This window comes from Pseudomonas sp. PvP089, assembly GCF_017875165.1.
Taxonomy (GTDB): Bacteria; Pseudomonadota; Gammaproteobacteria; order Pseudomonadales; family Pseudomonadaceae; genus Aquipseudomonas; species Aquipseudomonas fortuita.
In genome coordinates, this window is sequence record NZ_JAGGME010000001.1 from 5,243,500 (window position 1) to 5,256,677 (window position 13,178).

The window sequence follows — 13,178 nt, forward strand, 5'->3', positions numbered from 1 at the left end:
ACTTACCCCTTTACCGCGCCGGCCGTCAGCCCGCGCACGAAATATTTGCCAGCCACCACATACACCAGCAGGGTTGGCAGGCCGGCGATCATCGCTGCAGCCATGTCGACGTTGTATTCCTTGGCTCCGGTGCTGGTATTGACCAGGTTGTTCAGGGCCACGGTGATCGGTTGCGAATCACCGCTGGAAAACACCACGCCGAACAGGAAGTCATTCCAGATCTGGGTGAACTGCCAGATCAGGCAGACCATGATGATGGGCGTGGACATCGGCAGGATGATGCGCCGGAAGATGGTGAAGAACCCGGCCCCGTCCAGGCGCGCGGCCTTGACCAGTGCATCGGGGATGCTCACGTAGAAGTTGCGGAAAAACAGCGTGGTGAAGGCCAGGCCGTAGACCACGTGCACCAGCACCAGGCCGCCGGTGGTGCTGGCCAGGCCCAGCTTGCCGAGGGTGAACGAGGCCGGCAGCAGCACGGTCTGGAATGGCAGGAAGCAGCCGAACAACAGCAGGCCGAAGAACAGCTGCGAGCCACGGAAGCGCCACATCGACAGCACATAGCCGTTCAGCGCGCCAATGGTGGTGGAGATCAGCACCGCTGGCACGGTGATCATGATCGAGTTCCAGAAATAACCGCTGACCGTGCCCCAGGCCTTGACCCAGCCAATGCCGGTAATCACCGCCGGCCAGCTCAGCAGGTTGCCGGTGCTGATGTCTTCGGGGGTCTTGAAGCTGGTCAGCAGCATTACCACCAGCGGCACCAGGTACAACAGCACAGCGATCCACAACACCGCGTGGATGGCGATGCGGCTGAGGCTGAGCGCCGGTTTGTCGACAGGGCTATGCATGGCGTTTGCTCCGCAGCTCCGAGTACAGGTACGGCACGAGGATCGCCAGGATCGCCCCGAGCATGAGGATGGCGCTGGCCGAGCCCATGCCCATCTGGCCGCGGCTGAAGGTGAACGAGTACATGAACATTGCCGGCAGGTCGGACGAGTAACCCGGGCCGCCGGCAGTCATCGCCGCCACCAGGTCGAAGCTCTTGATGGCAATGTGCGAGAGGATCATCAGTGCACTGAAGAACACCGGGCGCAGGCTGGGCAGCACCACGGTCCAGTAGATGCGCGGCAGGCTGGCGCCATCCATCTGCGCCGCACGGATGATCGAAGGATCGACGCCCCGCAGGCCGGCCAGGAACATTGCCATGATGAAGCCCGAAGCCTGCCACACTGCGGCGATCACCAGGCAATACACCACCCGGTCGGGGTCGATCAGCCAGTCCAGGCGAAAGCCCTCCCAACCCCAGTCGCGCAACAGTTTGTCCAACCCCATGCCGGGGTTGAGCAGCCACTTCCAGGCAGTGCCGGTAACGACCATCGACAGCGCCATGGGGTACAGGTAAATGGTGCGGATGAAGCCCTCACGGCGGATGCGTTGGTCGAGCAACACCGCCAGCAGCACGCCGATGGCCAGACTGATGGCGATGAACAGGCCACCGAACAGCAGCAGGTTCTTGCTCGCCACCCACCAGCGGTCGTTGTCGAACAGCCGGGCGTACTGCGCAAGGCCTGCCCATTTGTAGGTGGGCAGAAAGGTCGAGGTGGTGAAGGACAGCACGAAGGTCCAGAGGATGTAGCCGTAGAAGCCCACCAGGACGATCAGCATGCTGGGTGCCAGCACCAGCTTGGGCAGCCAGCGCTGAAGCGCGTCCAGGGGTGAGGCCCGCAGTTGGGCGGTAGACGTGGTCATGGTTCACCTCAAAGGTACCGCACTCCCCTGTAGGAGCGGCCTTGCGTCGCGATGGGCTGCGCAGCAGCCCCAACGGACCCAAGGTCAACACCTACCTGGAAGATCGAGTGCGCAGGTTCTGGGGCTGCTGCGCAGCCCATCGCGACGCAAGGCCGCTCCTACAACGGGGATCGCGTCAGCTCTACTGGGCAGCCTTGATCGCCGCCGCCAGCTTCTTCGCTGCATCGGCCGGGTCGGCCTTGGGGTCGTTGATGTAGTTGGTCACCACATCGAAGAACGCGCCCTGCACGGCCAGCGTGGTGGCCATGTTGTGCGCCATGCTCGGCTGCAGGCCGCCATTTTTGGCGTCGGCCAGGAAGTCCTTGGCAGAGGTCTGCGCGCACGCATCGAAGCCATACTTGCCCATGTCCGCGAGCATGTCGTTGCGTACCGGAATCGAACCCTTGTTGCTGCTGAAGACCTTCTGGAAGTCCTCACCCAGCACCTTGCGGGCAATGTCCTGCTGGCCGGCAGACGTGCCGGCGTTGTTCTGCTTGAACACCACCAGCGAGTCGATGTTGTAGAGGAAGGCCTTGTCGGTGCCCGGGAAAGGCACGCACTGGTAATCCTTGCCGGCAGTTTTCTTCGCCAGGGTCCACTCGCTCTTGGCCCAGTCGCCCATGATCTGCATGCCGGCCTTGCCATTGATGACCTTGGCCGCTTCCAGGTTCCAGTCCTGGCCTTTGCCGTCCGGGTCCATGTAGGTGGCGACCTTCTTCAACTCAGTCAGCGCCTTGACCATGTCCGGGCCGGTCAGGGTAGCGCTGTCGAGGTCGACCATGGCCTTCTTGTAACCATCTGCTCCCATTACCGACAGCACAACACTTTCAAATACCGTGCTGTCCTGCCACGGCTGGCCACCATGGGCGAGCGGGATGAAGCCGGCAGCCTTGAGCTTGTCGGCAGCAGCGTAGAATTCGTCGAGGGTGGCGGGCACCTTGTCGATGCCAGCTTTCTTGAAGACTTCGGGGTTGATCCACAGCCAGTTGATGCGGTGGATGTTCACCGGCACGGCGACATAGTCACCTTCGTACTTCACGGTATCGGCGACCTTCTTGTCGAGCAATGCGTCCCACTTTTCCTCTTTGGCCACATCCTTGAGCACATCGGTGTCGAGCAAGCCGGTGGAAGCCCAATCCTGAATGTCTGGCCCTTTGATTTGCGCGACACCCGGTGGGTTGCCGGCTACGGCGCGGCTTTTGAGCACGGTCATGGCCGTGGCACCACCACCACCGGCCACGGCGCCATCCTTCCACGTAAAGCCGTCTTTCTCGACTTGGGCCTTGAGCACATCGACGGCCGCTTTTTCACCACCGGAAGTCCACCAGTGCACCACCTCGACGCTGCCTTTGGGTTCGGCAGCCAGGGCACTGAGCGGGAGCAAGGAAGCCAGGGAAATTGCGGCAGCGAGACGGAACGTGGGATTCATCAAAGCACCTTTCTTGTTGTTATGCCGTGCAAGTCGATCGCTTGCGTTGCATGAAGTCTAAACAGCGTGCCCGCCTCGTCAGGTAACGAAGCGATGCGCGAATGTCATCGTCTGGTTACATTGGCGGCGAGGTTGCTGGCCAGGCTGGATGCCAGCGGCAAGCCTGGCAGCAACAGCGCCTGGTAGGCGTGATAGAGGTCTGGCTTGCCCGGCCAGATGGTCCCGGCCGGCTGGTTGGTTGCATCGAGTTCGTGGTGCCAGCTGCCGCCATGGGTATCGATAAAGTGGCTGGCGATGAAATCCCAGCCGTTGCGGTACCACTGCTCGTAATGCGCCTCGCCGGTGCGCTGCAAGAGCGCTGCGGCGGCGGCGCAGGCCTCGGCGTGCACCCAGTGCAGGCGCGCATGCACTACGGGCTGCCCGGCCCAGTTCAGGGTGTAGACATAACCGGGCGCGCCATCGACCTTCCAGGCCTGCTGGCAGGCTGTGTCGAACAGGGCCCGAGCGCTATCCGCCAGCCACTGCGGCGCCTGCAGGCCGGCCCGGTCGAGGCTGGCCTCCAGGTGCAGCAGCAGCCGCGCCCACTCAAGGGCGTGCCCGGGCGTGGTGCCATAAGGCCGGAAGTGGTCGGCCGGATGCTCAATGTTGTAGTGCGGCAGTGGCTGCCAGAGCGCGTCGAAATGCTCGATGACCCGGTAGCCGTTGGCCGCGGCGTGGGTATGAATGATACGTTCGGCGATGCGCAGGGCGCGCTTCAGCCACAGGCTGTTGCCGGTGACGTCTGCCAAGGCCAGAAAAGCCTCGGTCGCGTGCATGTTGCTATTGGCGCCACGGTACGGCTCGGGCAGTTGCCAGGCGCGGGAGAAGGTTTCCCGCAGGGCGCCTTCTTCTTCGCTCCAGAAATGCGCTTCGATCACCTGGATTGCGTCAGCCAACAGCGCGGGGGCATCGACCGCGCCCGCCACCACTGCCGAGCTGGCGGCCAGGGCGACAAAAGCATGCAGGTAAGCCGCCTTGCCACTGTCGTCGTGGCCACCGGGGTGGGCGAACCAACCGCCGTAGCTGGCATCCTGCATGGCACCGCGCAAAGCGGCCACGCCGTGTGCGACGTAGTCCAGGCAGCCGGGCATGCCCTGCAGGTGAGCCAGGGCGAAGCAGTGGGTCATGCGAGCAGTGTTCATGGTTTCGGCGCAGGCGCCGGGCGCTAACCGCCCCTCGGCGTCCAGGTTGCCGAAGCCGTCGGGCAGTTTCGCGGCCTTGGCGAAGGCCAGCAGGCGCTGTGCTTCGGCCAGGCGCCAGGCAGCATGGGCCGGGGCGTTGAGCCAGCTGCTGGAAGGCAGGTTGGAGGTGTTCATGAGCCAGCTTGATCCTTGCCAGTCGTGTGCGAATTCTAGCCAACCGGTTTGGCCGGCAGGTCACGAAGCAGGCCAGGATTGTCACGGGGCAGTGACATCTATGTGGCCCGCAATGGCCCGATCGCCGGCAAGCCAGCTGCCACAAAGACCCTAGAACTTTCAAGGTTTACGCTGTATCTGTGGGGGCTGGCTTGCCGGCGATAGGGCTCGAACTGCCACCACCAACAACTCAGTCCTGCCCCCGCGGCAGATACAGGGTCACCCGCAACCCGCCTTCGCGCAGGTTGAGCAAGCTCACCTCGCCGCCGTGGCTGTGGGCAATGTTGCGCGCAATCCCCAATCCCAGCCCATAGCCCTGCTGCTGTCCGGCCAGCCGAAAATGCGGCTCGAACACTTGCTCAAGCTGCTGCTGCGGTACGCCCGGCCCCTGGTCGTCCACCTGCAGCACAAAACCTTCGGCACTGTCGATGATGCGCAGCCGCGCCTGCTCGCCGTACTTGATGGCGTTGTCGACCAGGTTGCCGATGCAGCGCCGCAGCGCCAGCGGCTTGCCTGGGTAAGGCGCCAGCGCCCGGCCGTCGACCGTGATGCGGCCATCACGCAGATAAGGCTCTGCCAGAATCTCCAGCACATGGTTAAGGTCGACCGGCTCGATGTTTTCGTGGATATCGGTGTCCTTCACGCACTGCAACGCCCCTTTGACCAGTAGCTCCAGCTCGTCCAGATCCTGGCTGAACTTGGCCTGCAGGCGCTCGTCCTCCAGCAGTTCGACACGCAGACGCAGGCGGGTGATCGGCGTGCGCAGGTCGTGGGAGATGGCACTGAATAGCTGGCTACGCTCGGTCAGGTAGCGGCTGATGCGCTCGCGCATGCTGTTGAATGCCCGGCTGACTTCCACCACTTCGCTCCCCCCTCCTTCAACCACCGGCGCCACATCGGCACCCAGCGACATCTCCCGGGCAGCGCGCGCCAGGCGCTTGAGCGGCCAGCTCTGCCAGTGCACCAACAACCCGATGAACAACAGCAGCAAGGCGGTGGTGAGCACGATGAAACCGATCTGCTGCCGTGGCAGGCGTTCGGCCTCAAGGCTGGTATAGGGCTCGGGCAGCAGCGAGGCAATGTACAGCCACTCGCCCTCGTCCAGGCGAATCTGCGTCACCAGCACCGGCGGGTTGAGCGGCTCCAGTGTCAATGAGTAATGCGCCCAGGAGCGTGGCAGCTCGTCGAGTTTCAGGCCGCTGTTGAAAATGCGCAGGTCGTCAGGCCCGACGAATTCGACAGAAATGTCCATTTGCGAACCCAGGCGCTCGTGCAGTACCTGCTGGAATACCTCGATCACCGCCTGCTTGCGTGCAGTGATGGGCAGCACCGGCATGTCCAGCGGCTTGACGTTGAGCGAGACGAAAAAGCGCGTGCCGCCCATGCTGCGCAACTGGTCGAGCACCATGGGCCGGTAGGCCACCGGCAACGAGCGGAAGTAACTGACACTGGCGCTCATCGAATGGGCCAGGCTGCTGGCGCTCGCACGCAGACCCTGCAGTTGGCTGGCACGCAACTGGGCCACCCAGATGATGCTCGACAAGCCTTGGGCCAAGAGCACTACCAGCAAGGTCAGCAGCAGCATGCGCCCCAGCAGTGAGCGCGGCAGCAGGCGCCAGCGCCGCTCAGGGCGCACTGCAGACATGTGCCGCCAACAGGTAGCCACTGCCGCGCACCGTGCGGATCAGCCGGGGGGGCTTGTCGGTATCGCGCAGGCGCTGACGCAGGCGGCTGACCGCCATGTCGACGATGCGGTCCAGCGGCATTGGCTCGCGGCCACGGGTGGCGTTGCCGATGGTGTCGCGGTCGAGAATCTGCTGCGGATGGTCGAGGAACAGTTTGAGCAGGGCGAAGTCGGCACCAGACAGAATCACCTCTTCACCGTCGTGATGGAACAGACGGTGACTGACCGTGTCCAGCCGCCAGTCGTCGAAGGCCAGCACCGCGCTGCCTGGCGCCGACAGGCCGAACTCGGCGCGGCGCAACAAGGCCTTGATCCGCGCTTGCAGCTCGCGAGGGCTGAACGGTTTGCCCAGGTAGTCGTCAGCGCCCAGTTCCAGGCCGATGACACGGTCGGCTTCGTCGGAGCTGGCGGTGAGCATGATAATGGGCACCCGCGCCTGGCGCGGGTGCTGGCGTACCCAGCGGCACAGGCTGAAACCGTCTTCGTCGGGCAGCATGACGTCGAGGATGACCAGGTCGCAGGGGGTGGTTTCCAGGGCGCGGCGAAAGCCCTTTCCATCGGCTTCGGCATGCACCTGGAAGCCGGAGCGGCTCAGGTAGGTTTGCAGCAGTTCGCGGATTTCCTGGTCGTCGTCGACCATCAGGATCGATTTGCCGGCAGTGCTCAAGGTGGTCCTTCCTCTTGTTAGTTACAGGTCTTGGTTGCCTGTTATTGGGGCCGCTTCGCGCCCCATCGCGGCACAAGGCCGCTCCTACAGGGACCGCGCTGTGCCGGAACTATCAGCGGCCCTTTACACTTATCTGTGGTCCAAGGCCTGCTGCAAGGCCACACCGGAGCCCAGCAAGCCGGAAAACTCTGCGGTTACCAGCCACACAGGCACGCCAGCGAAATAGCCACTCATGCAGCCCTTGTCGGCAAAACTCGCGGCAAACCCGCTACGCAGGAACAGTTCGGCAAAGCGGGGAATGACGCCGCCGACAATATAGACCCCGCCTCGCGCGCCCAGCGTGAGCACGTTGTTACCCGCCACGCGCCCAAGGAAGCGGCAGAACTGCTCGACCACCGCCAGCGCCCTTGGCTCACCGCCCAGCGCGGCTTCGGTAATCTGTGCCGGGGTCTTGTGTCGGGGTGTGTCGCCATCCAGCGCACAGATCGCCTGGTACAGCCGCACCAGGCCACCACCGCTGAGCACGGTCTCGGCACTGACATGGCCTATCTGCCCGTGGATCTGCTGATGGATGGCCGCTTCGCGCGCATTGCCCACCGGCAGGTCGACATGCCCGCCCTCCCCCGGCAAGGCCTGCCAGTGCTGTTCGCCAAGGCGCAGCAACGAGCCCACGCCCAGGCCAGTCCCTGGCCCGATCACCAACGCAGGCCGCGAAGGGTCAGCCTGACCAGGGCACACCTCGCGAAATTCCCCATCGCGCAGGCGGGTCATGCCCAGCGCCATGGCGGTAAAATCGTTGATCAGCAACAACCGGTCGACCTGCAAGGTCTTGCAAAAAGCCGTACGGCTCAAACGCCAATGGTTGTTGGTAAAGCGAAATTCATCGCCATCGACCGGCCCGGCTACCGCCAGGCATACAGCCGCCAAGCCGCCGCGGGCTATGCCCTGGCCTTCGAGGTAAGCCTCGATGGCCTGCTCCGGGCTGGTGTAGTCCGCAGTGGCAAAAACGTTGACCTCATGCAGCTGGTTGTCACGCCACAACGCAAAACGGGCATTGGTGCCGCCAATGTCGCCAACCAGCAGGTCTTTCATTTAAGGTTCTCCAGGGCCGAGGTAAAGGCACTCGCGCCCTGCTCTGCCGGGCTGAACGCCATGCGCATGAAGCCGAACAGCTCACGCCCGCAACCCAGGTCATTGCCCTGGGGCACCGGCGGCAGGTCGCGGCTGGCCAGTTCTTCGGCCGATACCATTACCCGCAGTGTGCCTTCGACACCATCGACCCGCACGATATCACCATCGCGCACGCGCGCCAGCGGGCCGCCATCATAAGCCTCGGGGCAAACGTGGATGGCCGCCGGGATCTTGCCCGAGGCGCCGGACATGCGCCCGTCGGTAACCAGCGCCACCTTGTAGCCTCGGTCCTGCAGAACACCGAGGAAGGGCGTGAGCTTGTGCAGTTCGGGCATGCCGTTGCAACGTGGGCCCTGGAAGCGCACCACGGCAACAAAGTCACGCTCCAGCTCACCGGCCTTGAACGCATCGGCGAGCGACTGCTGGTCATGGAACACCAGCGCGGGGGCCTCGACCACCTGATGTTCGGGGGCGACGGCGGAAACCTTCATCACGCCACGGCCCAGGTTGCCTTCCATCACCCGCAGGCCGCCTTCAGCCGAGAACGGCCGTGCCACCGGGCGCAGGATGCTTTCGTCCAGGCTTTGTTGCGGCCCCTCGCGCCACACCAGCTTGCCATTGTCGAGGAACGGCTCCTGGGTGTAGCGGCGCAGGCCGGGGCCGGCCACGGTGTTGACGTCTTCGTGCAGCAGCCCGGCATCCAGCAGTTCGCGGATCAGGAAGGCCATGCCCCCAGCGGCCTGGAAGTGATTGATGTCGGCCTTGCCATTGGGGTAGACGTGGGACAGGGTCGGCACCACTTCGGAGAGGTCGGCCATGTCCTGCCAGGTCAGCTGGATACCTGCTGCCTGGGCAATCGCCGGGATGTGCAGGGTGTGGTTGGTCGAGCCGCCCGTGGCGTGCAGGGCAACGATGGAATTGACCAGTGCCTTTTCGTCGACGATTTCGCCCAGCGGCATGAAACTGCCGCTGGCCTTGGTCATGCGCGTCACCTGCTGCGCGGCGTGCGCTGTAAGTGCGTCGCGCAGCGGTGTGTAGGGGTTGACGAACGAGGCGCCCGGCAGGTGCAGGCCCATCACTTCCATCACCAACTGGTTGGTGTTGGCGGTGCCGTAGAAGGTGCAGGTACCCGGGCTGTGATAGGAGTTCATCTCCGACTCCAGCAGCTCCTCACGGCTGGCCTTGCCTTCCGCATAGCGCTGGCGCACGTCGGCCTTCTGCTTGTTGGAAATGCCGGAAACCATCGGCCCGCCCGGCACGAAGATGGTCGGCAGGTGGCCGAAACGCAGCGCCCCCATCATCAGGCCTGGGACAATCTTGTCGCAGATGCCCAGCATCAGCGCGGCATCGAACATGTTGTGCGACAACGCGACTGCCGTGGACATGGCAATCACTTCACGGCTGGCGATGGCCAGCTCCATGCCCGGCTCACCCTGGGTCACGCCGTCGCACATGGCCGGCACGCCGCCGGCGAACTGGCCGACCGAACCGACCTCGCGCAGGGCCTGCTTGATCTGCTCCGGGAAGTGCAGATACGGCTGGTGGGCAGACAGCATGTCGTTATAAGCCGAGACGATGGCCACGTTGGCCGCGTTCATCAGGCGCAGAGTCTGCTTGTCCTCGCTGCCGCAACCGGCCACGCCATGGGCGAAGTTGGCACACTGCAGGCTGGCACGCATGGGGCCTTCACTGGCCGCGCCGCGAATCAGTTGCAGATAGCGTTCGCGGGTGGCACGGCTGCGGTCGATCAGCCGTTGGGTGACCTCAAGGATGCGCGGATGCATGTACTGGACTCCAGGCTAATTGTAAGGGCGGTTTACCGGGCATTTCCCCTCCAAACGATTGCGGCCTAGGCTCAAGGCAAGGAGCCTGCTGCATCGGTGGAGGCACAACGCCCAACCACTCGTTGTATGTTTAAACAAAATACTGCCACTAAAAAGGCTTGTTTTCTATCAGCCAGTGAATAATCTTGTAATTCCAACAACAAAACCGTTTCAGTGAAGCTCCTTTTTGCCACAGGTTTCACTCGGACTGCCAGAGGTACTGCCATGACTCTACGCATCGCGATCAATGGATTCGGCCGCATCGGGCGCAACGTCCTGCGCGCACTGTATACCCAAGGCTACCGCCAGGACCTGCAGGTCGTCGCCATCAACGACCTGGGCGACAGCGCCATGAATGCCCACCTGCTCAAATACGACAGCGTGCATGGCACGTTCGAGGCCACAGTCGAGGCCGACCACGAAAGCCTCACGGTCAATGGTGACCGTATCGCCGTCAGTGCCATCCGCAACCCGGCCGACCTGCCCTGGAAGGCCGAAGCGATCGACGTGGTGTTCGAGTGCACAGGGCTGTTCACCGACCGTGCCAAAGCCGCTGCCCACCTGACCGCCGGGGCGGGCAAGGTGATTGTCTCGGCGCCGGCCAAAGGCGCCGATGCCACCGTGGTCTACGGGGTCAACCATGACATCCTGCGGGCCTCGCATCAGGTCATTTCCAACGCCTCCTGCACCACCAACTGCCTGGCGCCGATCGCCCAGGTGCTGCACCGCGAGTTCGGCATCGAGCAAGGCCTGATGACCACCATTCACGCCTATACCAACGACCAGGTGCTGACCGACATGTACCACAGCGACCCGTACCGGGCGCGGTCGGCCACGCAGTCGATGATCCCCAGCAAGACCGGCGCCGCCGAAGCCGTGGGCCTTGTGCTGCCGGAGCTGGCGGGCAAGCTGACCGGCATGGCAGTGCGGGTACCGGTGATCAACGTGTCGCTGGTGGACCTCACCGTCAACCTCAAGCGCGAGGCCACGGCCGAGCAGGTCAACCAGCTGTTCCTTGAAGCCAGCAGGCATTCCAAGGTATTGGGCTACAACGCGTTGCCATTGGTTTCCTGCGATTTCAACCACAACCCGCTGTCGTCGATTTTCGATGCCAACCATACCCGGGCCAACGGGCGCATGCTCAAGGTGCTGGCGTGGTATGACAACGAGTGGGCGTTCAGCAACCGCATGCTGGATAACTGCCTGGCGTTGTGCCAGGCCCGTTGAGCCGGACACAGCATCTTCATCGCTTATGAGATCGAGCGCCGCCCGCGCGGCGCTTCGCGGGACAAGCCCGCTCCCACAGTTGTTTCGGGCCAATCAATCCTGATCCATGGCGCGCGGTCCCTTGTTTGTCCCCTTCGATGTCGCGTCGTGCACCAAGGGGTACGCGCGCTAATTGCACAGGCATGACTGGCCCGAAACAAATGTGGGAGCGGGCTTGTCCCGCGAAGCGCCGCGCGGGCGGCGCTCGATCTCAAAAGCACAGGATATCCATCGCCATACACACGTCACTCACAATCTTTACCATTTCCTAACACATCCACACTTGACCAACAGGGAAGATGATAAGCATTATCATTAACCTTTCGTCGGCCAGGTCCCCCCGTGAGTCAGTCCCGGTTCAACTCCGTCTTCCTCGTCCAGCGCCTTACCCTGTTGCGCACCTTGCAGCGCATGGTCGGCAACCCCAGCACGGCCGAAGACCTGCTGCAGGAAACCTACCTGCGGGTGTCGCGCGCCTTGGGCGAACGGCCCATCGAGCACATCGAGCCGTTCGTGTTCCAGACCGCGCGCAACCTGGCACTGGACCACTTGCGCGCACGCCGGGTACAGGCGCGCATGCTGGTCGACGACGTGCCCGACGAAGTGCTGCACAGCGTGGCCGCCCCCGCCACCAGCAGCGAGGATGCCGCCCATGCCGAGCAGCTGCTCAAGCACCTGAGCGTCAGCCTCAACCAGCTGAGTGAACGCCAGCAGCGCATTTTCATCCTCAGCCGCCTGCACGGCGCCACCTACCTGGAAATTGCCGAACAACTCAGTGTTTCGCCCAGTACGGTGCAAAAGGAACTGAAACTGATCATGGCGATCTGCATGGGTGTTGCCGAACGCCTCAAGTAAGCTGACCGCCGGCGAACGGCGACGCAAAGCCCTTGCCACACCCCGTCTTAGCCTTGATCATTCGCAAAAAACCATTCAAGGATTTACCGTGACCGACAGCCCTGCCCCTCGCCCGTCACCTGCCGGGCCTAGTGCCCGTGTGCGTGCCATGGACGAGGCGCTGGACTGGCTGGTGCGCCTGCAATGCGCCAATACCGAGGACACCCTGGCTTTTGAAGCCTGGCTGAGCGCTGCGCCGGAAAACGCCGAGGCCTATGTCGAAGCAGAGGCGCTGTGGAACGGTATGCCGTTGCACCAGGCAGCCACGCAGATGCACCAGCAGCAACGCCGCTCATGGCGCGGGCGCCTGCGCAGCCACTGGAAACCCCTGGCCACCGCAGCAGTGCTGCTGGTCGGGCTGTTCACCGTCGGCAACCTGCCCACACGCTTGCAGGCCGACCACCTGACCGTGGTGGGCGAGCGCCAGCGCCTGCAACTGGAAGACGGCGCAAAAGTGCTGCTCAACACCAACTCGGCATTTGCCAGCGACCACCGTGACGGCCGCCAGATCGCCCGCCTGCTGCAGGGTGAGGCCTACTTCCAGATACCCGACGGCGCACAGCTGCCACTTGAGGTAGAGGCCGGGCCGTTGCGCGCACAGGTGCGCGATACCGACTTTGCCGTGCGCTACCTCGACGGCGAGGCCCAGGTACGGGTACAACGCGGCGATGTCGACCTGCAAGGGGCACGCGACCAACGCATTCGCCTGAGTGCCGGGGATAGCATCAGCGTCGGCCCCCAAGGCTTCGGCCAGCGCCAACGCGCCGACTTGCAAAAGGACCTGGCCTGGGTCGACGGCCGCCTGGTGTTCGAGAACTGCCCGCTCAGCCAGGTACTGGCTGAAGTGCGTCGCTACTACCCGGGCTGGATCATCAACCGCAATGCGCAGCTGGAAGACGTGGCAGTCACCGGCAACTACCGCCTTGACCAGCCGTTGGAAACCCTGCGCGCACTGGCCCACATCACCTCGGCACAGCTGCATGAGTACCCTGCGCTGGTGATTCTGAACTGACCCCGAAATTATTTTTACGCGATCGCCCTGCCCCGCCCGTCTCGTTATAGCCAATGCAACTGATTCTTGTTTGAAAACGAGAACAGCAAT

The 13,178-nt window shown here is 63.4% G+C and carries 12 protein-coding genes; 3 read left to right on the plus strand and 9 right to left on the minus strand.

Annotated elements, in window-relative coordinates; all coding sequences use genetic code 11:
* Window positions 1-2 precede the first annotated feature (2 nt).
* From J3A71_RS23925 to J3A71_RS23965, 9 genes are all read right to left on the minus strand, one after another.
* Window positions 3-848, minus strand: coding sequence for a carbohydrate ABC transporter permease (locus J3A71_RS23925; protein WP_209953365.1), 846 nt, complete (start codon window positions 846-848; stop codon window positions 3-5).
* Window positions 841-1,749 carry a sugar ABC transporter permease gene (locus tag J3A71_RS23930; RefSeq protein WP_209953367.1) on the minus strand — a complete coding sequence of 303 codons (909 nt, stop codon included), beginning with the start codon at window positions 1,747-1,749 and terminating at the stop codon, window positions 841-843. Before J3A71_RS23930 ends, J3A71_RS23925 begins: the two co-directional genes overlap by 8 nt.
* 181 nt (window positions 1,750-1,930) lie before the next feature.
* On the minus strand, window positions 1,931-3,217 hold the full coding sequence (locus J3A71_RS23935) for an ABC transporter substrate-binding protein (RefSeq protein WP_024717653.1): 1,287 nt from the start codon (window positions 3,215-3,217) through the stop codon (window positions 1,931-1,933).
* A gap of 104 nt (window positions 3,218-3,321) precedes the next feature.
* Complete coding sequence (locus J3A71_RS23940; protein WP_209953369.1) at window positions 3,322-4,572, minus strand: AGE family epimerase/isomerase; 1,251 nt, start codon at window positions 4,570-4,572, stop codon at window positions 3,322-3,324.
* A 229-nt stretch (window positions 4,573-4,801) separates the two neighbouring features.
* Window positions 4,802-6,256: an ATP-binding protein gene (locus J3A71_RS23945; RefSeq protein WP_016485091.1), complete on the minus strand. Its 1,455-nt coding sequence runs from the start codon at window positions 6,254-6,256 to the stop codon at window positions 4,802-4,804.
* Window positions 6,237-6,962: a two-component system response regulator GltR gene (gltR, locus tag J3A71_RS23950; protein WP_016485090.1), complete on the minus strand. Its 726-nt coding sequence runs from the start codon at window positions 6,960-6,962 to the stop codon at window positions 6,237-6,239. The genes J3A71_RS23945 and gltR overlap by 20 nt, the downstream gene beginning before the upstream one ends.
* Before the next feature lie 129 nt (window positions 6,963-7,091).
* A complete protein-coding gene (locus J3A71_RS23955; RefSeq protein WP_060517591.1) occupies window positions 7,092-8,054 on the minus strand; it encodes a glucokinase in 963 nt (320 codons plus the stop codon).
* Window positions 8,051-9,877 (minus strand): phosphogluconate dehydratase, encoded by a 1,827-nt coding sequence (gene edd, locus J3A71_RS23960; RefSeq protein WP_016485088.1) that lies wholly within the window; start codon window positions 9,875-9,877, stop codon window positions 8,051-8,053. The genes J3A71_RS23955 and edd overlap by 4 nt, the downstream gene beginning before the upstream one ends.
* A 71-nt stretch (window positions 9,878-9,948) precedes the next feature.
* Window positions 9,949-10,143: a hypothetical protein gene (locus J3A71_RS23965; RefSeq protein ID WP_134792735.1), complete on the minus strand. Its 195-nt coding sequence runs from the start codon at window positions 10,141-10,143 to the stop codon at window positions 9,949-9,951.
* On the opposite strand from J3A71_RS23965, the gene gap reads away from it, so the two are divergent.
* The 3 genes from gap (at window position 10,142) to J3A71_RS23980 (ending at window position 13,088) form a co-directional block, all read left to right on the plus strand.
* Entirely contained in the window at window positions 10,142-11,143 is a 1,002-nt protein-coding gene (gene gap / locus J3A71_RS23970) for a type I glyceraldehyde-3-phosphate dehydrogenase (protein ID WP_016485087.1), read from the plus strand. The genes J3A71_RS23965 and gap overlap by 2 nt on opposite strands.
* Before the next feature lie 381 nt (window positions 11,144-11,524).
* Window positions 11,525-12,037, plus strand: a complete 513-nt coding sequence (locus tag J3A71_RS23975) for a sigma-70 family RNA polymerase sigma factor (protein WP_003255059.1) — start codon at window positions 11,525-11,527, stop codon at window positions 12,035-12,037.
* A gap of 88 nt (window positions 12,038-12,125) precedes the next feature.
* Window positions 12,126-13,088, plus strand: coding sequence for a FecR domain-containing protein (locus tag J3A71_RS23980; RefSeq protein WP_102689424.1), 963 nt, complete (start codon window positions 12,126-12,128; stop codon window positions 13,086-13,088).
* Window positions 13,089-13,178 lie beyond the last annotated feature (90 nt).

What these genes read in the sequence shown, in the direction of transcription:
- J3A71_RS23965 (WP_134792735.1), bottom strand. Translation starts at nt 10,143, where the DNA reads ATGGCAGTACCTCTGGCAGTCCGAGTGAAACCTGTGGCAAAAAGGAGC.
- J3A71_RS23940 (WP_209953369.1), bottom strand. Translation starts at nt 4,572, where the DNA reads ATGAACACCTCCAACCTGCCTTCCAGCAGCTGGCTCAACGCCCCGGCC.
- J3A71_RS23925 (WP_209953365.1), bottom strand. Translation starts at nt 848, where the DNA reads ATGCATAGCCCTGTCGACAAACCGGCGCTCAGCCTCAGCCGCATCGCC.
- J3A71_RS23955 (WP_060517591.1), bottom strand. Translation starts at nt 8,054, where the DNA reads ATGAAAGACCTGCTGGTTGGCGACATTGGCGGCACCAATGCCCGTTTT.
- J3A71_RS23930 (WP_209953367.1), bottom strand. Translation starts at nt 1,749, where the DNA reads ATGACCACGTCTACCGCCCAACTGCGGGCCTCACCCCTGGACGCGCTT.
- J3A71_RS23935 (WP_024717653.1), bottom strand. Translation starts at nt 3,217, where the DNA reads ATGAATCCCACGTTCCGTCTCGCTGCCGCAATTTCCCTGGCTTCCTTG.
- J3A71_RS23945 (WP_016485091.1), bottom strand. Translation starts at nt 6,256, where the DNA reads ATGTCTGCAGTGCGCCCTGAGCGGCGCTGGCGCCTGCTGCCGCGCTCA.
- edd (WP_016485088.1), bottom strand. Translation starts at nt 9,877, where the DNA reads ATGCATCCGCGCATCCTTGAGGTCACCCAACGGCTGATCGACCGCAGC.
- gap (WP_016485087.1), top strand. Translation starts at nt 10,142, where the DNA reads ATGACTCTACGCATCGCGATCAATGGATTCGGCCGCATCGGGCGCAAC.